Source organism: Enterobacter sp. J49 (genome assembly GCF_002148625.1).
Taxonomy (GTDB): Bacteria; Pseudomonadota; Gammaproteobacteria; order Enterobacterales; family Enterobacteriaceae; genus Enterobacter; species Enterobacter ludwigii.
Genome location: NZ_MWPY01000023.1, coordinates 89,412 through 112,594, shown reverse-complemented (window position 1 = coordinate 112,594; position 23,183 = coordinate 89,412). Strand labels below are relative to the sequence as shown.

At 55.5% G+C, this 23,183-nt stretch carries 17 protein-coding genes and 1 rRNA gene; 13 read left to right on the top strand and 5 right to left on the bottom strand.

Going from position 1 to position 23,183, the window contains the following annotated elements:
• Positions 1–6: 6 nt before the first annotated feature.
• The 5 genes from rrf (at position 7) to aceK (ending at position 6,254) form a co-directional block, all read left to right on the top strand.
• Positions 7–122: ribosomal RNA gene (gene rrf / locus BJP35_RS05390) — 5S ribosomal RNA — on the top strand.
• Positions 123–300: 178 nt separating this feature from the next.
• Positions 301–1,230 (top strand): homoserine O-succinyltransferase, encoded by a 930-nt coding sequence (gene metA, locus BJP35_RS05385; RefSeq protein ID WP_014168174.1) that lies wholly within the window; start codon positions 301–303, stop codon positions 1,228–1,230.
• 270 nt (positions 1,231–1,500) lie between these two features.
• The gene (gene aceB / locus BJP35_RS05380) at positions 1,501–3,102 is read left to right on the top strand and encodes a malate synthase A (RefSeq protein WP_040018674.1); all 1,602 of its coding nucleotides are present in this window, start codon (positions 1,501–1,503) and stop codon (positions 3,100–3,102) included.
• Positions 3,103–3,133: 31 nt separating this feature from the next.
• Positions 3,134–4,438 carry an isocitrate lyase gene (gene aceA / locus BJP35_RS05375; RefSeq protein WP_086462948.1) on the top strand — a complete coding sequence of 435 codons (1,305 nt, stop codon included), beginning with the start codon at positions 3,134–3,136 and terminating at the stop codon, positions 4,436–4,438.
• A gap of 88 nt (positions 4,439–4,526) precedes the next feature.
• Positions 4,527–6,254, top strand: coding sequence for a bifunctional isocitrate dehydrogenase kinase/phosphatase (gene aceK, locus BJP35_RS05370; protein WP_079231507.1), 1,728 nt, complete (start codon positions 4,527–4,529; stop codon positions 6,252–6,254).
• 43 nt (positions 6,255–6,297) lie between these two features.
• Here aceK and iclR read toward each other — a convergent pair whose 3' ends face one another.
• Positions 6,298–7,125, bottom strand: coding sequence for a glyoxylate bypass operon transcriptional repressor IclR (iclR, locus tag BJP35_RS05365; protein ID WP_020882862.1), 828 nt, complete (start codon positions 7,123–7,125; stop codon positions 6,298–6,300).
• Positions 7,126–7,319: 194 nt separating this feature from the next.
• On the opposite strand from iclR, the gene metH reads away from it, so the two are divergent.
• From metH to rluF, 3 genes are all read left to right on the top strand, one after another.
• Positions 7,320–11,003, top strand: coding sequence for a methionine synthase (gene metH / locus BJP35_RS05360; protein ID WP_086462947.1), 3,684 nt, complete (start codon positions 7,320–7,322; stop codon positions 11,001–11,003).
• A 114-nt stretch (positions 11,004–11,117) separates the two neighbouring features.
• Positions 11,118–12,749, top strand: coding sequence for a Na/Pi cotransporter family protein (locus BJP35_RS05355; protein ID WP_020882860.1), 1,632 nt, complete (start codon positions 11,118–11,120; stop codon positions 12,747–12,749).
• A gap of 134 nt (positions 12,750–12,883) precedes the next feature.
• Positions 12,884–13,753 carry a 23S rRNA pseudouridine(2604) synthase RluF gene (rluF, locus tag BJP35_RS05350; RefSeq protein WP_086462946.1) on the top strand — a complete coding sequence of 290 codons (870 nt, stop codon included), beginning with the start codon at positions 12,884–12,886 and terminating at the stop codon, positions 13,751–13,753.
• On the opposite strand, the gene BJP35_RS05345 is transcribed toward rluF, so the two are convergent.
• From BJP35_RS05345 to lysC, 3 genes are all read right to left on the bottom strand, one after another.
• Positions 13,754–14,026, bottom strand: coding sequence for a DUF3811 domain-containing protein (locus BJP35_RS05345; RefSeq protein ID WP_014168182.1), 273 nt, complete (start codon positions 14,024–14,026; stop codon positions 13,754–13,756).
• A gap of 50 nt (positions 14,027–14,076) precedes the next feature.
• A complete protein-coding gene (gene panS, locus BJP35_RS05340; protein WP_014168183.1) occupies positions 14,077–15,021 on the bottom strand; it encodes a ketopantoate/pantoate/pantothenate transporter PanS in 945 nt (314 codons plus the stop codon).
• Positions 15,022–15,113: 92 nt separating this feature from the next.
• Positions 15,114–16,463: a lysine-sensitive aspartokinase 3 gene (gene lysC / locus BJP35_RS05335; RefSeq protein ID WP_014168184.1), complete on the bottom strand. Its 1,350-nt coding sequence runs from the start codon at positions 16,461–16,463 to the stop codon at positions 15,114–15,116.
• 375 nt (positions 16,464–16,838) lie between these two features.
• On the opposite strand from lysC, the gene pgi reads away from it, so the two are divergent.
• The 5 genes from pgi to BJP35_RS05310 all read left to right on the top strand — a co-directional run bounded on the left by pgi (position 16,839) and on the right by BJP35_RS05310 (position 22,685).
• Positions 16,839–18,488, top strand: a complete 1,650-nt coding sequence (pgi, locus tag BJP35_RS05330; protein ID WP_025206404.1) for a glucose-6-phosphate isomerase — start codon at positions 16,839–16,841, stop codon at positions 18,486–18,488.
• 367 nt (positions 18,489–18,855) lie between these two features.
• Entirely contained in the window at positions 18,856–19,098 is a 243-nt protein-coding gene (gene yjbE, locus BJP35_RS05325; protein WP_014168186.1) for an exopolysaccharide production protein YjbE, read from the top strand.
• 118 nt (positions 19,099–19,216) lie between these two features.
• Positions 19,217–19,855 (top strand): YjbF family lipoprotein, encoded by a 639-nt coding sequence (locus tag BJP35_RS05320; RefSeq protein WP_050737731.1) that lies wholly within the window; start codon positions 19,217–19,219, stop codon positions 19,853–19,855.
• A complete protein-coding gene (locus tag BJP35_RS05315; protein ID WP_047954910.1) occupies positions 19,852–20,589 on the top strand; it encodes a capsule biosynthesis GfcC D2 domain-containing protein in 738 nt (245 codons plus the stop codon). Before BJP35_RS05320 ends, BJP35_RS05315 begins: the two co-directional genes overlap by 4 nt.
• On the top strand, positions 20,589–22,685 hold the full coding sequence (locus tag BJP35_RS05310) for a YjbH domain-containing protein (RefSeq protein WP_014168189.1): 2,097 nt from the start codon (positions 20,589–20,591) through the stop codon (positions 22,683–22,685). The genes BJP35_RS05315 and BJP35_RS05310 overlap by 1 nt, the downstream gene beginning before the upstream one ends.
• Positions 22,686–22,723: 38 nt before the next feature.
• Here BJP35_RS05310 and BJP35_RS05305 read toward each other — a convergent pair whose 3' ends face one another.
• A complete protein-coding gene (locus BJP35_RS05305; RefSeq protein WP_020882853.1) occupies positions 22,724–23,179 on the bottom strand; it encodes an acyltransferase in 456 nt (151 codons plus the stop codon).
• Positions 23,180–23,183: the final 4 nt, after the last annotated feature.

Below are 23,183 nucleotides of genomic sequence, written 5' to 3'. Positions count from 1 at the left end.
AATTTGCCTGGCGGCTTTAGCGCGGTGGTCCCACCTGACCCCATGCCGAACTCAGAAGTGAAACGCCGTAGCGCCGATGGTAGTGTGGGGTCTCCCCATGTGAGAGTAGGGAACTGCCAGGCATCAATTAAAAGAACCCCGTACCGTATGGTGCGGGGTTTTTTGCTTTTTGGGCTTCTTACTTCCTCCTTGAAACTTTCTCACCTTCCGCTTGCAGACTCGACATTCAGCCTGTTTTTGGGTATCGTTAGCTGTCTGGATGTCTAAACGTTTATACGTATGCTGTGAGGATATGAGGTTATGCCGATTCGGGTGCAGGACGAGCTACCAGCCGTCAATTTCTTACGTGATGAAAACGTCTTTGTGATGACGACTTCACGCGCTACAGGTCAGGAAATTCGCCCACTGAAGGTGCTTATTCTCAATCTGATGCCGAAAAAGATCGAAACAGAGAACCAGTTCCTGCGTTTGCTTTCGAACTCGCCGCTGCAGGTTGATATCCAGCTGCTGCGAATCGATGCCCGTGAGTCGCGAAATACGCCTTCTGAGCATCTGAATAATTTTTACTGTAACTTCGACGACATTCGCGACGAAAACTTCGACGGACTGATTGTGACCGGTGCACCGCTGGGCCTGGTCGAATTTAATGATGTTGCCTACTGGCCGCAGATCAAACAGGTACTGGAGTGGGCTAAAGATCACGTCACGTCCACGCTGTTTGTTTGTTGGGCGGTGCAAGCTGCCCTGAATATCCTCTATGGGATCCCCAAACAAACCCGCACTGAGAAGCTTTCAGGTGTTTACGAGCACCACCTTGTTCAACCTCACGCCCTGTTGACGCGCGGGTTTGATGACTCTTTCCTGGCCCCACACTCGCGCTACGCCGATTTCCCGGCACAGCTGATTCGTGATTACACCGATCTCGATATCCTGGCCGAAACCGAAGACGGGGATGCTTACCTGTTTGCCAGTAAAGACAAGCGCATTGCCTTTGTTACCGGCCATCCTGAGTACGATCCGAACACCCTCGCGTCGGAGTATTTCCGTGACGTTGAAGCCGGTCTGAATCCGGACGTTCCGTACAACTATTTCCCCAAAAACGATCCACAGAACAAACCGAGAGCCACCTGGCGTAGCCACGGGAATTTGCTGTTTACGAACTGGCTCAACTATTACGTCTACCAGATCACGCCATACGATCTGCGCCACATGAATCCAACGCTGGAGTAATCTTCTGCGCTAAACGATCCTAAAGCGTTTCAGCTATTCACATCAGGCACCTTCGGGTGCCTTTTTCATTTCCGAAATACCACTCAACAAACAATAAAACTTTAATTTTATATTAATCAATGTGTTAAATGCATTTAATAATTAAAATGGAAATTGTTTTTGATTTTGGAAAAAATATAGATAGTCTTAATTCTGCTGAGCGAAAACTACACAACGATCTTTCGTTCGCATCGGGGGCGTGATTTTGGATCTTTGATGAGGAGCAGAGTAATGACTCAACAGGCAACGACGGTCGATGAACTGGCCTTTACCCAGCCGCATGGCGAGCAAGAACAGCAAATTTTGACAGCAGACGCTGTCGAATTCCTGACCGAACTGGTGACCCGCTTTACGCCAACGCGCAATAAGCTGCTGGCGGCACGCATTCATCAGCAGCAGGAAATTGACGATGGCAAGTTGCCTGGGTTTATTTCGGAAACCGCTTCCATTCGCCGTGGTGAGTGGAAAATCCGCGGCATTCCGGATGATTTACAGGATCGGCGCGTCGAAATCACCGGCCCGGTGGAGCGCAAAATGGTGATCAACGCCATGAACGCGAACGTAAAAGTCTTTATGGCAGATTTTGAGGACTCACTGGCGCCGGACTGGCATAAGGTCATCGACGGGCAAATCAATCTGCGCGATGCCGTGAATGGCACCATCAGCTATACCAACGAAGCCGGCAAAATCTATCAACTGAAACCCAATCCGGCGGTTCTGATCTGTCGCGTACGTGGACTGCATCTGCCTGAAAAGCATGTCACCTGGCGTGGCGAAGCCATTCCGGGCAGTCTGTTTGACTTCGCCCTCTATTTCTTCCACAACCACAAGAATCTGCTGGCAAAAGGCAGCGGCCCCTATTTCTATCTGCCGAAAACACAGGCCTGGCAGGAAGCGGCCTGGTGGAGTGAAGTGTTTAGCTACACGGAAGATCGTTTCAACCTGCCGCGCGGCACCATTAAAGCCACCCTGCTGATTGAAACGCTGCCTGCGGTGTTCCAGATGAACGAAATTCTGCATGCGCTGCGCGACCATATTGTTGGGCTGAACTGTGGACGCTGGGATTACATCTTCAGCTACATCAAAACCCTGAAAAATCATCCCGATCGTGTACTGCCGGATCGCCAGGTGGTCACCATGGATAAACCGTTCCTGAGTGCCTACTCACGCCTGTTGATTAAGACCTGCCACAAGCGTGGGGCCTTTGCGATGGGGGGAATGGCGGCATTTATCCCAAGCAAAGATGCTGAACGTAACAATCAGGTGCTCAACAAGGTGAAAGCCGATAAAGAGCTTGAAGCACGAAATGGCCATGACGGAACGTGGATCGCGCATCCGGGTCTGGCGGATACGGCAATGGACGTCTTCAACCGCGTACTCGGTGAGAACAAAAACCAGCTGTTTGTGACGCGTGATGAGGATGCCCCAACGGCTGAAGAACACCTGCTGGCACCGTGTGCGGGCGAGCGTACGGAAGAGGGCATGCGCGCCAATATCCGCGTAGCCGTCCAGTACATTGAAGCGTGGATCTCCGGTAACGGCTGCGTGCCGATCTACGGCCTGATGGAAGATGCTGCTACCGCCGAAATCTCTCGCACCTCAATCTGGCAGTGGATCCACCATCAAAAAACGCTCAGCAACGGCAAGCCGGTGACCAAATCCCTATTCCGTCAGATGCTGGCCGAAGAGATGCGGGTGATCCAGGACGAACTGGGTGAACACCGCTTCAGCAGCGGACGTTTTGATGACGCCGCACGCCTGATGGAGCAAATCACCACATCCGATGACTTAATCGACTTCCTGACCCTGCCGGGCTACCGCTTCCTGGCGTAATTCACCCCACAACAATATGGAGCATCTGCACATGAAAACCCGTACCCAACAAATCGAAGAATTGAAGAAAGAGTGGACCCAACCTCGCTGGGAAGGCATCCGCCGCCCGTATAGCGCGGACGAGGTGGTGAAATTGCGTGGCTCGGTCAATCCGGAATGTACCCTGGCGCAGCGCGGCGCGGCGAAAATGTGGGATCTGCTGCACGGCGGTGCCAAAAAAGGTTACATCAATAGCCTCGGCGCGCTGACTGGCGGCCAGGCCCTGCAGCAGGCGAAAGCCGGCATCGAAGCCATCTATCTTTCCGGCTGGCAGGTTGCGGCGGACGCCAACCTGGCCTCCAGCATGTATCCGGATCAGTCGCTCTATCCGGCAAACTCGGTACCAACCGTGGTGGATCGGATCAACAACACCTTCCGCCGTGCGGATCAGATCCAGTGGGCGGCAGGCATTGAGCCAAACGATCCGCGTTTTATTGACTATTTCCTGCCAATCGTCGCGGATGCGGAAGCGGGATTCGGCGGCGTGCTGAACGCCTTTGAGCTGATGAAATCGATGATTGAGGCCGGTGCAGCGGCCGTTCACTTCGAAGACCAGCTGGCGTCAGTGAAGAAATGCGGACACATGGGCGGGAAAGTCCTTGTCCCAACCCAGGAAGCGATTCAGAAGCTGGTTGCGGCGCGTCTGGCGGCTGACGTGCTCGGCGTACCCACGCTGGTGATTGCCCGTACCGATGCGGATGCGGCTGACCTGATCACTTCTGACTGCGATCCTTACGACAGCGAGTTCATTACCGGTGAACGCACCAGCGAAGGGTTTTATCGTACCCATGCTGGCATTGAACAGGCGATCAGCCGTGGGCTGGCATATGCACCGTATGCGGACCTGGTCTGGTGCGAAACCTCCACGCCGGACCTGGCGCTGGCAAAACGCTTTGCCGATGCTATCCACGCCAAATATCCGGGCAAACTGCTGGCCTATAACTGCTCGCCGTCCTTCAACTGGCAGAAGAAACTGGACGATAAAACCATCGCCAGCTTCCAGCAGCAGCTGTCCGACATGGGCTACAAATATCAGTTCATCACGCTGGCTGGCATTCACAGCATGTGGTTCAACATGTTCGACCTGGCGCATGCCTACGCGCAGGGTGAAGGCATGAAGCATTACGTTGAGAAGGTGCAGCAGCCGGAATTTGCTGCCGGTAAAGAGGGCTATACCTTCGTTTCGCATCAGCAGGAGGTCGGGACCGGTTACTTCGATAACGTGACCACTATCATCCAGGGGGGCACCTCCTCCGTCACCGCCTTAACGGGATCGACGGAAGAAGCCCAGTTCTGAGCCATGTAACGCCCGGTGGCACGCTACCGGGCCTGTGAACATACTCCCTCTCCCGTCGGGAGGGGGCCGGGGTGAGGGAGCATGAACAATGTCGCGTGGTCTGGAATTACTGATTGCCCAAACTATTCTGCAGGGCTTCGATGCCCAGTACGGACGTTTCCTGGAAGTCACATCCGGCGCGCAGCAGCGTTTTGAGCACGCCGACTGGCATGCGGTTCAGCAGGCCATGAAGCAGCGAATCCACCTTTACGATCACCATGTGGGTCTGGTGGTGGAGCAGTTGCGCTGCATTACCGACGGCAAAATCCCTGACGCGGAGTTTTTACTGCGCGTGAAGGAGCATTACACCCATCTGTTACCAGATTACCCGCGCTTCGAGATTGCGGAGAGCTTTTTCAACTCCGTCTATTGCCGGTTATTTGACCACCGCTCATTATCTCCTGAGCGGTTATTTATCTTTAGCTCTCAGCCGGAACGCCGCTTTCGCACTATTCCGCGTCCGCTGGCGAAGGATTTCTTTCCCGATCGCGGCTGGGAAAAGCTCCTGCATCGCGTATTAACGGATTTGCCGCTGCGTTTGCCCTGGGAGAATAAAACCCGTGATATCGGCTATATCTCTGCGCATCTCAAGGAGACCTTTGGCGAAGAGGTGCTCGGGCAAAGCCATTTGCAGGTTGCCAATGAGCTTTTTTACCGTAATAAGGCTGCCTGGCTGGTCGGTAAACTGATGACACCGTCGGCCATTGTGCCGTTTCTGTTACCCATCCATCGTACCGATGACGGTGAACTGTTTGTTGATGCCTGCCTGACGACCAGCGCCGAGGCCAGCATTGTCTTTGGTTTCGCCCGCTCCTACTTTATGGTGTATGCCCCGCTGCCTGCTGCTCTGGTGGAGTGGTTGCGCGAGATCCTGCCGGGGAAAACCACCGCCGAGCTGTACATGGCCATTGGCTGTCAGAAACACGCCAAGACGGAAAGCTATCGGGAATATCTGCGCTATGTCACCACGGCAGATGAGCAATTTATCGAAGCCCCCGGTATTCGCGGCATGGTGATGCTGGTCTTTACCCTGCCGGGTTTTGATCGGGTGTTTAAGGTCATCAAAGATACGTTCGCGCCGCAGAAGGAGATGACCGCTGCTCACGTCCGCGCCTGCTACCAGCTGGTTAAAGAGCACGATCGCGTCGGGCGAATGGCGGACACCCAGGAGTTCGAGAACTTTGTGCTGGATAAGCAGCAGATCGATCCGGCATTAATGGCGTTATTACTGCAGGAAGCGCCGGCGAAAATCACCGATCTGGGCGACAAAATTGCCATCAGCCATCTTTATATCGAACGCCGCATGATCCCACTCAATATCTGGCTGGAGCAGTCCGAAGGTCAGGCATTACGGGATGCCATAGAAGAATACGGCAACGCTATCCGTCAGCTTGCCGCCGCGAATATCTTCCCGGGCGACATGCTGTTTAAAAACTTCGGGGTCACCCGTCACGGGCGGGTGGTGTTCTACGATTACGATGAAATTTGCTATATGACTGAGGTGAATTTCCGCGATATACCGCAGCCCCGCTATCCGGAAGATGAACTGTCCGGCGAGCCGTGGTATAGCATCTCACCGGGAGATGTCTTTCCTGAGGAGTTTCGCCACTGGCTGTGCGCTGACCCGCGCATCAGGCCACTGTTTGAAGAGATGCATGATGACCTGTTTCGTGCCAGCTACTGGCGGGGTCTGCAGACGCGCATCAAGAATGGGCATGTGGAAGATGTGTATGCCTATCGCCGCAAACAACGGTTTTGCATCCGATATGCGGTGTAATGCCCCCTCTCCCGACGGGAGAGGGATTCAGGTGCACCCGATGTTATCGAATCCCGCCATATGCCAGCGTGACCTCTTTCGCCGCCTTAATCACCAGCGCACCTAACTCCGTGACGCGGTCATCGGTCATACGGGAAATCGGTCCGGAGATCGAAATGGCGGCAAACGGCTCGCGGTGCTCGTCAAAGATGCAGGCCGCAATGCAGCGCAGGCCTAACGCATGCTCCTCGTCATCAAACGAATAGCCGCGCTTGCGGGTCAGGGCCAGATCTTCTTTCAGATGTACCGGTGAGACCAGCGTGGCGTGGGTGTAGGCGTGCAGCCCTTTCCGGTGCAGCAGCCCGGTGACCTGCTCTTCGCTGAGCTGCGACAGAAACGCTTTCCCCGCCCCGGAGGCATGCATCGGCAGCTTGCCGCCAATCGGTGCCGACATACGCATCAGCTGGGTGCACTGTACCTGGTCGATGATAATGGCCTGATGGTCGCTCTGGTCGAGCACGGCCAGGTTTACCGTCTCGCCGGAATCTTCCATCAGCTTACGCAGAATAGGGTGCACAATCGCCAGCAGGTTGCGGCTCTGCAGGAAGCTGCTGCCGACGATAAACGCATGTGCGCCCACCGCCCAGTGTCCCAGCTCGCCCACCTGGCGCACAAAGCCCAGCTGCTGCATCGTGGTCAACAGTCGATGGGTCGTTGAGTTCGGCAGGCCAGCCTGCTGTGCCAGCTCTGTCAGGGCCACGCTGCTGTGCGACTCGGCTATCCATTCCAGCAGCTTCAAACCGCGCGTGAGCGATTGAACCTGTCCGCCCTGAGAGGCGGCGGTGGTGGCAGCAGGTTTTCTGCCGCGTTTAGCGGGAACGGTCGTGACCATGACGAACTCCTTTTTCTGTATCGTGGAAATCATTTTCGTTTTATTTGGTGATTTTGCAACCGTTATCCTGACTGATCGGATGAGTGATAGTGAACATGTCTCATGTTACCGCTGTGTGACTTTTACACCCTGCGAGATTGTGCCAGTATGGACTGCTGGCCTTTTGGCCTGGTTGAGCGTTGTCGGGAGCAAGTGTGAGCAGCAAAGTAGAGCAACTGCGTGCGCAGTTAAATAAACGAATTCTGGTGCTGGACGGCGGCATGGGTACCATGATCCAGAGCTATCGTCTGAGTGAAGACGATTTCCGCGGTGAGCGTTTCGCCGACTGGCCATGCGACCTCAAAGGTAACAACGACCTTCTGGTGCTCAGCAAACCGCAGGTCATTTCGGCGATCCACAACGCGTATTTCGAGGCAGGTGCGGATATCGTCGAAACCAACACCTTTAACTCGACAACCATCGCCATGGCGGATTACCAGATGGAATCCCTGTCGGCGGAGATAAACCTTGCCGCGGCAAAGCTGGCCCGCGCCTGCGCTGATGAATGGACAGCCCGTACGCCGGACAAACCGCGCTACGTGGCCGGGGTGCTTGGCCCGACCAACCGCACCGCGTCGATTTCACCCGATGTGAACGACCCGGCCTTTCGTAACATCAGCTTTGATCAGCTGGTGGCGGCGTATCGTGAATCGACCAAAGCGCTGGTGGAAGGCGGTTCCGATCTGATCCTGATTGAAACGGTATTCGACACCCTCAATGCCAAAGCCGCGATTTACGCGGTGAAAGAGGAGTTCGAGGCGCTGGGCGTCGACCTGCCGATCATGATTTCCGGTACCATCACCGACGCCTCTGGTCGTACCCTCTCCGGCCAGACCACAGAAGCTTTTTACAACTCCCTGCGTCACGCTGAAGCGCTCTCCTTCGGCCTGAACTGCGCGCTGGGTCCCGATGAGCTGCGTCAGTATGTGCAGGAACTTTCGCGCATCGCTGAATGCTATGTCACCGCACACCCGAACGCCGGCCTGCCGAACGCCTTTGGTGAATACGATCTGGATGCAGACACCATGGCGGCGCAAATCCGCGAGTGGGCCGAATCCGGTTTTCTGAATATCGTCGGTGGTTGCTGCGGTACCACGCCAGAGCATATTGCCGCGATGAGCAATGCGGTGGCGGGTCTGCCGCCGCGTCAACTGCCTACGCTGCCGGTTGCCTGCCGTTTGGCCGGCCTTGAGCCGTTGACCATCGGTGACGATAGCCTGTTTGTGAACGTCGGGGAGCGGACTAACGTGACCGGTTCGGCGAAATTCAAACGGCTGATTAAAGAAGAGAAGTACAGTGAAGCGCTGGACGTGGCCCGCCAGCAGGTTGAGAGCGGCGCCCAGATCATCGACATCAATATGGATGAGGGGATGCTCGACGCCGAAGCGGCGATGGTGCGCTTCCTCAACCTGATTGCCGGCGAGCCGGACATTGCCCGGGTGCCGATCATGATTGACTCCTCTAAGTGGGAAGTCATCGAGAAAGGGCTGAAGTGTATTCAGGGTAAAGGCATTGTTAACTCCATCTCGATGAAAGAAGGCGTTGATACCTTTATCCACCACGCGAAGATGGTGCGCCGTTATGGTGCCGCCGTGGTGGTGATGGCCTTCGATGAAATGGGCCAGGCCGATACCCGCGCGCGCAAAATCGAGATTTGTCGCCGCGCATACAAAATTCTGACCGAAGAGGTGGGCTTCCCGCCGGAAGACATCATCTTCGATCCGAACATTTTCGCGGTTGCCACCGGTATTGAAGAGCACAATAACTACGCGCAGGACTTTATTGGCGCGTGTGAAGACATCAAACGCGAGCTGCCGCATGCGCTGATCTCCGGCGGCGTATCGAACGTGTCATTCTCCTTCCGCGGTAACGATCCGGTGCGTGAAGCTATCCACGCCGTGTTCCTCTATTACGCTATCCGTAACGGTATGGACATGGGGATCGTTAACGCCGGACAGCTGGCCATTTACGACGACCTGCCGGCGGAACTGCGCGACGCCGTAGAAGACGTGATCCTCAACCGGCGTGATGATGCCACCGAGCGCATGCTGGATCTGGCCGAGAAATACCGCGGCAGTAAATCCGATGCATCGGTAAACATTCAGCAGGCGGAGTGGCGTGCCTGGGATGTGAAAAAACGTCTGGAATACTCACTCGTTAAGGGAATTACCGAGTTTATTGAACAGGACACCGAAGAAGCACGTCAGCAATCGACGCGCCCGATTGAAGTGATCGAAGGGCCGCTGATGGACGGCATGAACGTGGTCGGCGATCTGTTTGGCGAAGGCAAAATGTTCCTGCCGCAGGTGGTGAAATCCGCACGCGTCATGAAGCAGGCGGTGGCCTATCTCGAACCCTTTATCGAAGCCAGCAAAGAGAAAGGCTCCAGCAACGGTAAAATGGTGATCGCCACCGTGAAGGGCGACGTGCATGACATCGGTAAGAACATTGTGGGCGTCGTACTGCAGTGTAATAACTACGAGATTATCGATCTTGGCGTGATGGTGCCGGCGGATAAAATCCTCAAAACCGCGCGCGAAGTGAATGCTGACCTGATTGGACTTTCCGGGCTGATTACCCCGTCGCTGGACGAGATGGTCAACGTGGCGAAAGAGATGGAGCGTCAGGGCTTTACCATTCCACTGCTGATTGGCGGGGCGACAACGTCCAAAGCGCACACGGCGGTGAAAATCGAGCAGAACTACAGTGGCCCGACGGTTTATGTGCAAAACGCCTCGCGTACCGTGGGTGTCGTGTCGGCATTGTTGTCTGCCACCCAGCGTGATGATTTTGTCGCGCGTACCCGCAAAGAGTACGAGACCGTGCGTATTCAGCATGGCCGTAAGAAACCGCGGACGCCGCCGGTGACACTCCAGGCCGCACGCGATAACGATCTGGCGTTTGACTGGGCCAGCTATACGCCCCCTGTGGCGCATCGTCTGGGCGTTCAGGACGTTACTGCCAGCATCGAGACGCTGCGTAACTACATCGACTGGACACCGTTCTTCATGACCTGGTCACTGGCGGGTAAATATCCCCGCATCCTTGAAGATGAGGTGGTCGGGGAAGAAGCCAAACGCCTGTTCAACGACGCCAACGAAATGCTTGACCAGTTGAGTGCGCAGAAAAGCCTCAATCCGCGCGGCGTGGTGGGCCTGTTCCCGGCGAACCGTGTGGGCGATGACATCGAAATTTATCGCGACGAGACCCGCACGCACGTGCTGGCAGTAAGTCGCCATCTGCGCCAGCAAACCGAGAAAGTGGGCTTTGCTAACTACTGCCTGGCCGATTTCGTTGCACCGAAGCTTTCCGGGAAAGCGGATTATATCGGGGCGTTTGCCGTGACCGGGGGTCTTGAAGAAGATGCGCTGGCGGAGGCGTTCGACGTGCAGCACGATGATTACAATAAAATCATGGTGAAAGCGATTGCCGATCGTCTGGCGGAAGCCTTCGCAGAGTACCTCCACGAGCGCGTGCGCAAGGTGCACTGGGGCTACGCGGCCAATGAGAACCTCAGCAACGAGGAGCTGATCCGCGAAAACTACCAGGGGATTCGTCCGGCTCCGGGCTATCCAGCCTGCCCGGAACACACCGAAAAGGGCACTATCTGGACATTGCTGGATGTAGAAGCCCATACCGGCATGAAGCTCACCGAGTCTTTCGCCATGTGGCCTGGGGCATCAGTGTCCGGCTGGTATTTCAGCCATCCCGACAGCAAATACTTCGCCGTCGCGCAGCTGCAGCGCGATCAGATTGAAGATTACGCCCTGCGCAAAGGCATGAGTGTCTCAGAGGTTGAACGCTGGCTGGCACCCAATTTAGGCTACGACGCTGACTAACGTCACTTTTCCTTACAACAAACAGGGCGCTCATGAGGCGCCCTGTCTCTTTCTTACGTTTAAACCCTTATACTGAATCATAAAAACGTAGAACGATAAGGAGGAGAACCTTCCGTGCTGACCCTGTTACACTTGCTTTCCGCAGTAGCACTGCTGGTATGGGGCACGCATATTGTCCGTACCGGCGTTATGCGCGTCTTTGGCGCGCGCTTACGCACCGTTCTCAGCAGCAGCGTTGAGAAGAAGCCGCTCGCCTTCTGCGCGGGCATCGGCGTGACGGCACTGGTGCAGAGCAGTAATGCGACGACCCTGCTCGTGACCTCGTTTGTGGCGCAGGATCTGGTGGCGCTGGCACCCGCGCTGGTCATTGTGCTGGGCGCTGACGTGGGTACCGCGCTGATGGCGCGTATCCTGACCTTCGATCTCTCCTGGCTGTCGCCGCTGCTGATTTTTATCGGTGTCATCTTTTTCCTTGGCCGTAAGCAGACGCGTGCCGGACAGCTTGGCCGCGTGGGGATTGGCCTTGGGTTGATCCTGCTGGCGCTGGAGCTGATTGTGCAGGCGGTGACCCCCATCACCGAGGCCAACGGCGTTCAGGTCATCTTTGCCTCGCTGACCGGGGACATCATGCTGGATGCGTTGATCGGCGCGGTATTTGCCATCGTCAGTTACTCCAGCCTGGCCGCTGTGCTGCTGACGGCGACGTTAACCGCCGCGGGGGCGATCTCTTTCCCGGTCGCGCTGTGTCTGGTGATCGGGGCCAACCTTGGATCTGGCCTGCTGGCGATGCTCAATAACAGCGCCGCAAACGCTGCTGCCCGGCGCGTGGCGCTCGGAAGCCTGCTGTTTAAGCTGGTGGGCAGCCTGATTATTCTGCCGTTTGTCTATCCGCTGGCCAACCTGATGGACAATCTCCCGTTACCGAAGGCTGAGCTGGTTATCTATTTCCACGTGTTTTACAACCTGGTGCGTTGTCTGGCGATGGTGCCTTTTGCTGAACCCATGGCCCGCTTCTGCGAACGGCTTATTCGGGATGAACCGGAGCTGGATGCGCGTCTGAAACCTAAGCATCTGGACACCTCCGCGCTGGATACCCCGGCACTGGCGCTGGCTAATGCCGCGCGCGAGACGCTGCGCATGGGCGATGCCATGGAAACGATGCTTGAAGGGCTGCAAAAGGTCATGCACGGAGAGCCGCGAGAAGAGAAAGAGCTGCGCAGGCTGGCGGACGATATCAACGTGCTCTATACCGCCATCAAGCTCTACCTGGCGCGTATTCCGCAGGATGAACTGGCAGAGGAAGAGTCCCGCCGCTGGGCGGAAATCATCGAAATGTCGCTTAACCTCGAGCAGGCCTCGGATATCGTTGAGCGTATGGGAAGTGAAATTGCTGACAAATCCCTTGCCGCGCGCCGCGCCTTCTCGGTTGAAGGCCTGAAGGAGCTCGAGGCGCTGCACGAGCAGTTGCTGAGCAACCTGAAGCTGGCAATGCTGGTCTTCTTCTCCAGCGACGTACCGAGCGCACGCCGTTTGCGTCGTAACAAACATCGCTTCCGTATCCTCAACCGGCGCTACTCGCACGCCCACGTTGAACGACTGCACCAGCAGAACGTCCAGAGCATTGAAACCAGCTCCCTGCACCTGGGGTTGCTGGGGGACATGAAGCGTCTCAACTCGTTATTCTGCGCGGTCGCTTATAGCGTCATGGAGCAGCCGGATGAAGACGACGATCGAGATGAATATTAATCTCTGAAAGCGCCTTTATAAGGTGGTTAACCTGAAAACCAGCAGGTTTACGCCGGGCATGATGCCCGGTAACCGTCGGCTAATCTTTTTACCAGCCCAAACCTAAGGTATATTTCGCCTTTACAGGAGAAACTATGCTGCCAACTCAATCAACACGATTAAACAAATACATTAGCGAGAGCGGGATCTGCTCACGTCGCGAGGCGGACCGTTACATTGAACAGGGTAACGTGTTCCTCAACGGCAAACGCGCCACCATCGGTGACCAGGTCGTCCCCGGTGACGTGGTCAAAGTGAATGGTCAGCTCATTGAACCGCGTGATGCGGAAGACCTGGTATTTATCGCGTTGAATAAGCCGGTTGGCATCGTCAGTACCACGGAAGACGGCGAGCGGGACAACATTGTTGATTTCGTTAACCACAGCAGCCGTATCTTCCCGATTGGCCGCCTTGATAAAGACTCACAGGGGCTGATTTTCCTGACCAACCACGGCGATCTGGTGAACAAAATTCTGCGTGCCGGTAACGACCACGAGAAAGAGTACATCGTCACGGTCAATAAGCCGATCACGGACGACTTTATCCGCGGTATGGGCGCAGGTGTGCCGATTCTGGGGACCGTCACGAAGAAGTGCAAGGTGAAGAAAGAGGCGCCGTTTGCTTTCCGCATTACCCTTGTGCAGGGCTTAAACCGTCAGATCCGCCGGATGTGCGAGCACTTCGGTTATGACGTGGTGAAGCTCGAACGTACGCGCATTATGAACGTGAGTCTGTCCGGTATTCCACTGGGCGAGTGGCGTGATTTAACGGATGACGAACTGATTGAGCTGTTCAGGCTCATCGAGAATTCATCGTCTGAAGCGAAGCCAAAAACGAAAGCCAAACCGAAAACCCAGGCCATTAAGCGCCCGGTGGTGAAAGCGCCGCCATCAGAAGAGAAAAGCCGCGGCAAGCCTGCGGGCAAACGCTTCGTCCAGCCGGGCCGTAAAAAGAAAGGGCGCTAATTAGCGCCTTCCACGGGGTGAGGTATTGGCTGACCAGGAAAAGGTCGCTTCTTTATCGGGTTTATAAGCCTGCTCTTTTTTCAGCTTGCGGGCTTGTTTCGCCTCAGTTTCACGCTGAGCCATCAATTTATCGATGTACTCTTTTTTAACCTGATTGGTTTCGGCGTTAGTCAGCGTACGCCCATGGGCAATACGAGCGCGGTCGAGGAGCGTTTTCAGTTCGCGCTGCTCAGCTTCCGTCATGTCTTTCTGGGTCAAACGTGGTGTAGCCATTGCTGAAGCCTCCTGAAGGGGAGGCTCCAGTGTAAAGCAAGCGAAGGAAATTAACCCTGTTTCACTGCATCTTTTTTCGCGGGCTCATTAATGGGTTTGCCTGACCAGTAGCCTGCCAGCAGCGAGCCGGACAGATTATGCCAGACGGAGAACAGCGCACCCGGCAGGGCCGCCAGCGGCGAGAAGTAGATTTTGCCCAGTGCTGCGGCCAGCCCCGAGTTTTGCATCCCCACTTCGATTGCCAGCGTACGACAGGTAGATTCGTCGAAACCAAACAGCTTCCCGCCCCAGTAACCGCCCAAAAGACCAAGGGTGTTATGCAACACTACCGCGATGATCACCACAAAGCCCACTGAGGCAATGTGCGAGGCGGAGCCGGCAACCACGGCGCTGATGATAGCCAGAATACAGACCATCGAGAAGGCAGGCAGGTACGGTTCAACGGCTTTGACCACGCGCGGGAACAGATGGTGAATCACCAGGCCCAGCGCAATCGGGATCACCACAATCTGCAGAATACTGAGCAGCATCCCCATGACGTCTACCTGAATCTGCGCATCCACATACAGACGCGTTAACAGCGGCGTGGCAATCACACCCACCAGCGTTGAAACGGAAGAGATGGTCACCGAGAGCGCCACATCACCTTTTGCCAGGTAAATCATCACATTGGATGCCGTGCCGCTGGCCACGCTGCCAACCAGCACCATACCGGCGGATAAATCTGGCGGCATTTTAAAGGCCATGGCCAGCAGCCACGCCGCAAGCGGCATGACCAGGTAGTGCAGGAAAATTCCTGCCGCTACGGGGGCCGGGCGCGACAGAACGCGTTTGAAGTCGTCAATTTTCAGGTGTACGCCCATGCCGAGCATAATCAGCATCAGCAGCGTCGTGACCCATGGGCCAATGCCCGTAAAGTGGGTGGGAGTGTAATACGCGAGTACGGAAAGCAGCAGTGCCCACAACGGGAACAGCCGGGTGATGGCGGATAACATAGATAGTCCTTGCAGTATTGTCGTGTTGTTTAGTTATAAAAAAGCCGGGTCTGTGCCCGGCTTATAGGTATTGTTTATCGTGCTAACGAATTTTATTCAAACAAATTCTGATGAAGTTTTTGCACGACCTGCTCGGCCTGATCGGCTGGCACCAGGAAGCAGAGGTTGTAGCTGGAGGCGCCGTAGCAAATCATACGAATGCTGAACGGGTCGAGTACGCCGAAGACCTCTTTGCCCACGCCGCAGGCACGCGACAGCTTGTTGCCGATGATAGCAACCAGCGCCAGATCTTCTTCCACTTCCACGCGGCACAACTCAGAGAGTTCGATCAGCAACGACTGCGTCAGCAGGGTGTCGCCGGTTGACGTGGAGCCAGTGGTGTCCAGCGTCAGCGCGATGCTCACTTCGGATGTGGTGATCAAATCCACGGAGATATTATGGCGCGCGAGGATGCCAAACACTTCCGCCAGGAAACCGCGAGAATGCAGCATATTGTGGCTGTGCAGCGTCACCAGCGTCTGGCGGCGGCGCAGGGCCAGCGCTCGGAACAATGGTGGGTTTTCGGTTTTCTTGCACACCAGCGTACCGCCTGCTTTGGGATCCTTACTGGAGCCAACGAAGACCGGGATATCGCTGCGCACGGCCGGCAACAGCGTCGCCGGGTGCAATACTTTCGCGCCGAAGGTGGCCATTTCTGCCGCCTCTTCAAACGCGATCACATCAATGCGTTTCGCCGCAGAGACCACGCGCGGGTCGGTGGTGTAAATACCCGGCACGTCAGTCCAGATATCCACACGGGTGGCATGCAGCGCTTCGCCGAGCAGGGCTGCCGTATAGTCACTGCCGCCGCGGCCAAGCGTTGTTGTACGGCCTTTGGCTTCGCTACCGATAAAGCCCTGAGTGATCACCATCCCTTCTGCCAGGCGCGGAGCCAGCTGCTGCTGGGTCAGTTCGGCCAGCATTTCAACATCCGGCTCGGCACGGCCAAAGCGATCGCTGGTGCGCATGACTTTACGCACGTCAAACCATTGAGCATGGACGTTACGCTCGCGGAGGATCTCCACGAACAGCAGCGTGGACATCAGCTCGCCGTGGCTGACCAGTTCATCGGTCAGCGCGGTGGAGGTCGCCAGAGAGGCGGCTTCAGCCAGGGTAGTGATATTTTCCAGCAGGCGTTCCACTTCCTCACGGATCACGTTCGGATTCTGCAGACGTTCAAGGATGTTGAACTGAATTTTGCGCAGTGCGTCCAGCTTAACGAAACGTTCGGTTGCTTCCAGTCCTTCAGACAGAGAAACCAGCAGGTTCGTCACGCCAGCAGAGGCGGAAAGCACCACCAGGCGGGTATTCGGATCGGCCAGCACCACATCGGCGCTGCGGTTCATGGCATCGTAATCGGCCACACTGGTGCCGCCAAATTTGGCGACCACAAAACTCGTCATAACAACCTCGTGTCAGGGAATGAATAAAGCGACCTTGGCACAAGAATGAAACGAGAACAGGTGCAGGCGCAAAATACGGCCCTATAAATAAAATGTGGGGGAGGTCCTGTCAATGCTGGGATTATGCGGATTTTTTATGGGGGGGTACCCCTCAGTAACAGGACTTATAACAGGGCCATATTTTATGCTTCTTTTTACCGCCTTTTGACCGACATTTCGCCGCCCCTGAAGGGCGTTTCAGCAGCTATACTTTTCGGGTCTTTTCACCTGTGTTTGATGCAGGCCAGGGCAATGGCATAAAAACCATCACAATTTTTATTTGCAGGCGCTACAATCGACCGCAGTCACAATTCTCAAATCAGAAGAGTATTGCTAATGAAAAACATCAACCCAACGCAGACCGCTGCCTGGCAGGCACTACAGAAACATTATGATGAAATGAAAGACGTCACCATCGCGGACCTGTTCGCGAAAGATGCCGATCGTTTCAATAAGTTCTCCGCGACCTTCGATGACCTGATGCTGGTGGATTTCTCCAAAAACCGCATTACCGAAGAAACGCTGGCGAAGCTGCAGGATCTGGCGAAAGAGACTGAGCTGGCCGACGCCATCAAATCCATGTTCTCCGGTGAGAAGATCAACCGCACCGAAGACCGTGCCGTGCTGCACGTGGCGCTGCGTAACCGTAGCAATACTCCGATTGTCGTTGACGGCAAAGATGTGATGCCGGAAGTGAACGCGGTGCTGGAAAAGATGAAAGCTTTCTCTGAAGCGATCATCTCCGGAAGCTGGAAAGGCTACACCGGCAAACCGATTACGGATGTCGTTAACATCGGTATCGGCGGGTCTGACCTTGGCCCATTCATGGTCACCGAAGCGCTGCGCCCATACAAAAACCACCTCAACATGCACTTTGTTTCTAACGTCGATGGTACCCACATCGCCGAGGTGCTGAAGAACGTGAATCCGGAAACGACCCTGTTCCTGGTCGCGTCTAAAACCTTCACCACTCAGGAAACCATGACCAACGCCCACAGCGCGCGCGACTGGTTCCTGAAAACCGCAGGCGACAACAAGCACGTGGCGAAACACTTCGCCGCGCTGTCGACCAACGGGAAAGCCGTTAGCGAGTTCGGTATCGACACCGCGAACATGTTCGAGTTCTGGGACTGGGTGGGCGGTCGTTACTCTCTGTGGTCCGCTATCGGCCTGTCGATCATCCTCTCCGTCGGCTTCGACAACTTTGTTGAGCTGCTCTCCGGCGCGCATGCGATGGATAAACACTTCTCCACCACAGCACCTGAGAAAAACCTGCCTGTGCTGCTGGCGCTGATTGGTATCTGGTACAACAACTTCTTCGGGGCTGAAACCGAAGCGATTCTGCCATACGACCAGTACATGCACCGTTTTGCGGCCTACTTCCAGCAGGGCAACATGGAATCCAACGGTAAATACGTTGACCGTAACGGTAACGCCGTGGATTACCAGACTGGCCCAATCATCTGGGGCGAGCCAGGCACTAACGGCCAGCATGCGTTCTATCAGCTGATCCACCAGGGCACCAAAATGGTTCCGTGCGATTTCATCGCCCCGGCCATTACCCATAACCCGCTGTCAGACCACCATCCGAAGCTGCTGTCTAACTTCTTCGCACAGACTGAAGCGCTGGCGTTCGGTAAGTCTCGTGACGTGGTTGAGCAGGAATACCGCGACCAGGGTAAAGATCCGGCCACGCTGGATCACGTTGTGCCGTTCAAAGTGTTCGAAGGCAACCGTCCAACCAACTCCATCCTGCTGCGCGAAATTACGCCGTTCAGCCTGGGGGCGCTGATTGCCCTGTACGAGCATAAGATCTTCACTCAGGGCGCTATCCTGAACATCTTCACCTTTGACCAGTGGGGCGTTGAGCTGGGTAAACAGCTGGCAAACCGTATCCTGCCTGAACTGGGTGACGATAACGCGATTAACAGCCACGACAGCTCCACAAATGGTCTGATCAACCGTTATAAAGCATGGCGCGCGTAATTAAAGTGTCATGAAAAAGTGCCGGCGAAATGCCGGCATTTTTTTATAGGATAATTCCTGATGTCTGTTATTAAACTCAAATTCCGGCAGTGAGTTTAATCTGAAAATAGTCGTTAACCTGTTAATTGCTGCGGTTTATTTTAGGAAAATACGGATAATTACCATTACGGGTTCTAATTCTATTCCATTGATTTATATAAGTTATATTATTATCTAATCGTCCTTTTGTTTCCATTTTATCCAATTGTCCGAAAACCCTTCTTCTATTTACCCCTACGGCAAACCCTCTCCTTTAGTTGTGTATACTCGAATCCGCCTGAAATTCTTTTTGGGCAAATCTCCATTCATTAAATGAAGGGAAATTCTTATGAAGAAAGTACTGTATGGCATTTTCGCCATATCTGCGCTTGCGGCGACATCTGTTAATGCGGCTCCGGTTCAGGTCGGAGAAGCGGCAGGTTCGGCTGCGACGTCTGCGTCTGCGGGGATTTCTACCGCGTCCAGCGCCAGCACCGTAAGTTCAGCCGTGGGTGTCGCCCTGGCGGCAACCGGTGGCGGTGATGGCTCCAATACCGGAACCACGACCACCACGACCACCAGCACCCAGTAATAACGGGTGTTTTAATCATAACCACACTTCGGTGTGGTTATTCTGGCTTTTCAGTAGCCTTCGGGACCTGTAGACCGGGTAAGCGCAGCATCACCCGGCAATAATGCGGAGAAGAGTCGTGAAGCGACCTGGGATCATCCTGATTTGTCTGCTTTTGCAGGCATGCTCGGCCACCACCAAAGGGCTGGGCCATTCACTGTGGGAAAGCATGTTCGGTACGCCGGGCGTGCATCTGACCGATGACGAACTTCAGAACATGCCCTATGCCAGTCAGTACATGCAGCTCAACGATGGCCCACAGCTGTTTGTGGTGCTCGCTTTCGATGAAAACGGGCAGCAGAAATGGGTGACACAGGATCAGGCCACCATCGTAACGCAGCATAGCCGTATCGTGAAAACCCTGCTCGGGGGCGACAACCTGCTTGAAGTCAACAATCTCGCTGCCGATCCGCTGAACAAGCCGAACCAGATAACCGACGGGGCAAGCTGGACCCGCACGATGGGCTGGACCGAACACAAGCAGGTTCGCTATGCCACCACCCGCTCCACCTTCCGCTGGGATGGCACGGACAGCGTCAATGTGGGCAGCGACGAAACTCGGGTTCGCGTGCTGGATGAAGAGGTCACTACCGATCAGGCAACCTGGCATAACCGCTTCTGGGTGGACGATGACGGCCAGATACGCCAGTCGTTACAGTATCTTGGTGCCGGATTCTTCCCGGTCAAAACCACGCTGATCAAGGCCGCGAAATCATGAAAACACTTATTCGCGTGGCGCTGATCGCAAGCTTTGCTACGCCGCTCGCATGGTCTGCCGGGACGGTGAAAGTCTATACGCAGGACAATACGAAGCCTAAAACATTGACCAACGCCGGACACTTAATCGATCTCGTCGGCCAGCCAAGGCTGGCGAACAGCTGGTGGCCGGGTGCGGTCATCAGTGAACGACAGGCGACGGTGGTGGCGGAGCAACAACACAACGCGCTGCTCGCCAGGCTAACAGGGCTGGCGGAGCAGGAAGAGGGTGACGACGCGGCGGCCATTAACAGCCTTCGCCAGCAGCTTAAGGCGCTGAAGGTCACCGGACGGTTGCCGGTCAATCTCGATCCGGACCACGTTCGCGTCGCGGAAACGGCTAACCCGTCACTGGAAGGCGAGTACACGCTCTGGCTACCTGTTCAGCCTTCTACCATTACCGTGTTCGGGCTTGTCAGCAGTCCGGGTGACAAGCCGTTTATGCCGGGTCGCGATGTGGCGAGCTATCTCGATGAACAACATCTGTTGAGCGGTGCTGATAAGAGCTACGCATGGGTGGTGTACCCGGACGGCCAAACGCAAAAAGCACCGGTAGCCTACTGGAATAAACGCCATATCGAACCGATGCCAGGCAGCGTCATTTTTGTCGGTTTTGCCGACCATTTCTGGACGAAGGCATATGACGGACTGAACGCCGATATCCTTCACTCCCTGAAACAGCGGATACCGGAATAATGAAAAGAACCTATCTCTATAGCATGCTGGCGTTGTGCGTGAGTGCCGCCTGCCATGCAGAAACGTATCCGGCACCCATTGGCCCGTCTCAGTCAGACTTCGGCGGCGTCGGTTTACTGCAAACGCCTACCGCGCGCATGGCGCGGGAAGGGGAAATCAGCCTCAACTACCGTGATAACGATCAGTATCGCTACTACTCCGCCGCTGTACAGCTGTTTCCGTGGCTCGAAACCACGCTGCGCTACACTGACGTGCGCACCAAACGGTACAGCAGCGTCGAGTCCTTCTCCGGCGATCAGACCTACAAAGATAAAGCGTTCGACGTGAAGCTGCGTCTGTGGGAAGAGAGTTACTGGATGCCGCAGGTCTCCGTTGGCGCACGGGATATCGGCGGTACCGGTCTGTTTGATGCGGAATACGTGGTGGCCAGCAAAGCCTGGGGACCGTTTGATTTCTCACTCGGTCTCGGCTGGGGGTATCTGGGCACCAGCGGCAACGTGAAAAACCCGTTCTGCTCCTACAGCGACAAATATTGCTATCGCGATAACAGCTATCAGAAAGCGGGTTCCATCAACGGCGACCAGATGTTCCACGGCCCGGCCTCGCTGTTTGGTGGCGTAGAGTACCAGACGCCCTGGCAGCCGCTGCGCCTGAAGCTGGAATACGAAGGGAATGACTATTCACAGGATTTCGCCGGCAAGATTGAGCAGAAGAGCAAATTTAACGTCGGTGCCATTTACCGTGTGGCTGACTGGGCTGACGTTAACCTCAGCTATGAGCGTGGCAATACCGTGATGTTTGGCGTGACGCTGCGTACCAACTTTAACGATATGCGGCCACACTACAACGACAACGCGCGGCCTGCCTACCAGCCGGAGCCGCAGGATGCCATTCTGCAGCACTCCGTCGTGGCGAACCAGCTGACCCTGCTGAAATACAACGCCGGTCTGGCGGATCCGAAGATTCAGGTGAAAGGCGATACGCTGTACGTGACCGGCGAGCAGGTGAAATACCGCGACTCGCGGGAAGGGATCGAACGTGCCAACCGGATCATCATGAACGATCTGCCGGACGGGATCAGCACGATCCGCGTGACCGAAAACCGTCTGAACATGCCGCAGGTCACGACGGAAACGGATGTCGCCAGCCTTAAGCGCCATCTGGAAGGCGAACCGCTGGGGCATGAAACCGAACTGGTGCAAAAACGCGTTGAGCCAGTGGTGCCAGACACTACCGAGCAGGGCTGGTATATCGATAAGTCGCGCTTTGATTTCCATATCGATCCGGTGCTGAACCAGTCTGTTGGTGGGCCAGAAAACTTCTACATGTATCAGCTGGGCGTCATGGCGACGGCGGATCTGTGGGTCACCGACCACCTGCTGACCACCGGCAGCCTGTTCGGTAACCTTGCCAACAACTACGACAAGTTCAACTATACCAACCCGCCGAACGACTCGAAGCTGCCGCGCGTGCGTACTCGCGTACGTGAATATGTGCAGAACGACGCTTACGTAAACAACCTGCAGGCCAACTACTTCCAGTACTTTGGTAACGGTTTCTACGGCCAGGTTTACGGCGGTTATCTGGAAACGATGTTTGGCGGCGCGGGGGCTGAAGTACTCTACCGTCCGGTAGACAGCAACTGGGCGTTTGGTCTTGATGCCAACTACGTGAAACAGCGTGACTGGCGCAGCGCGCAGGACATGATGAAGTTCACCGACTACAGCGTTAAAACCGGCCACCTGACGGCCTACTGGACGCCGTCGTTTGCCCCGGACGTACTGGTGAAAGCCAGCGTTGGTCAGTATCTGGCGGGGGATAAAGGCGGCACGCTGGATATCTCTAAACACTTCGACAGCGGTGTGGTGGTCGGTGGCTATGCCACGATCACTAACGTCTCGCCGGACGAGTACGGGGAAGGGGACTTCACCAAAGGCGTGTACGTCTCCATTCCGCTGGATCTGTTCTCGTCAGGCCCAACCCGCAGCCGTGCGGCAATTGGCTGGACGCCGCTGACGCGTGACGGTGGTCAGCAGCTGGGTCGTAAATTCCAGCTGTACGACATGACCAGCGATAAGAACATCAACTTCAGATGATGCGTGAGTGCCCGGTAGCGTTACGCCTGCCGGGCACCTTACAAACGCCGCAACAGTCTCGCCGGGTTGCCGGCGTAAACCCCTTTCTCGGTGATGGACTTTGTCACCACGCTTCCCGCCCCAATCACCGCCCCATCGCAAATTGAGACAGCCAGAATGGTGGCCCCGCTGCCGATTGAAACGTCGTTGCCCACGCGAATGTGTCCCCAGCTGCGCCGGTCGGCATTGGGTTTACCGTCGCGGAACATATCGTTGGCGAACATCACCCCATGGCCAATGAAACAGCGCTCACCGACGGTGACGTACTCGCAGATGAAGGTATGGGACTGAATTTTGCTGTCAGCACCGATGTGCGAGTTAGCCTGGATTTCAACAAACGGGCCGATAAAGACGTTATCGCCCAGCGAACACTCATAAAGATTCGCGGGTTCGTAAATGACGACGTTTTCGCCGCAGACAACATGACGAATAGCCGCCTGGCGTTGCTCTGGCATACAT

What these genes read in the sequence shown, in the direction of transcription:
- metA (WP_014168174.1), top strand. Translation starts at nt 301, where the DNA reads ATGCCGATTCGGGTGCAGGACGAGCTACCAGCCGTCAATTTCTTACGT.
- aceB (WP_040018674.1), top strand. Translation starts at nt 1,501, where the DNA reads ATGACTCAACAGGCAACGACGGTCGATGAACTGGCCTTTACCCAGCCG.
- aceA (WP_086462948.1), top strand. Translation starts at nt 3,134, where the DNA reads ATGAAAACCCGTACCCAACAAATCGAAGAATTGAAGAAAGAGTGGACC.
- aceK (WP_079231507.1), top strand. Translation starts at nt 4,527, where the DNA reads ATGTCGCGTGGTCTGGAATTACTGATTGCCCAAACTATTCTGCAGGGC.
- iclR (WP_020882862.1), bottom strand. Translation starts at nt 7,125, where the DNA reads ATGGTCACGACCGTTCCCGCTAAACGCGGCAGAAAACCTGCTGCCACC.
- rluF (WP_086462946.1), top strand. Translation starts at nt 12,884, where the DNA reads ATGCTGCCAACTCAATCAACACGATTAAACAAATACATTAGCGAGAGC.
- BJP35_RS05345 (WP_014168182.1), bottom strand. Translation starts at nt 14,026, where the DNA reads ATGGCTACACCACGTTTGACCCAGAAAGACATGACGGAAGCTGAGCAG.
- panS (WP_014168183.1), bottom strand. Translation starts at nt 15,021, where the DNA reads ATGTTATCCGCCATCACCCGGCTGTTCCCGTTGTGGGCACTGCTGCTT.
- lysC (WP_014168184.1), bottom strand. Translation starts at nt 16,463, where the DNA reads ATGACGAGTTTTGTGGTCGCCAAATTTGGCGGCACCAGTGTGGCCGAT.
- pgi (WP_025206404.1), top strand. Translation starts at nt 16,839, where the DNA reads ATGAAAAACATCAACCCAACGCAGACCGCTGCCTGGCAGGCACTACAG.
- yjbE (WP_014168186.1), top strand. Translation starts at nt 18,856, where the DNA reads ATGAAGAAAGTACTGTATGGCATTTTCGCCATATCTGCGCTTGCGGCG.
- BJP35_RS05315 (WP_047954910.1), top strand. Translation starts at nt 19,852, where the DNA reads ATGAAAACACTTATTCGCGTGGCGCTGATCGCAAGCTTTGCTACGCCG.
- BJP35_RS05310 (WP_014168189.1), top strand. Translation starts at nt 20,589, where the DNA reads ATGAAAAGAACCTATCTCTATAGCATGCTGGCGTTGTGCGTGAGTGCC.
- BJP35_RS05305 (WP_020882853.1), bottom strand. Translation starts at nt 23,179, where the DNA reads ATGCCAGAGCAACGCCAGGCGGCTATTCGTCATGTTGTCTGCGGCGAA.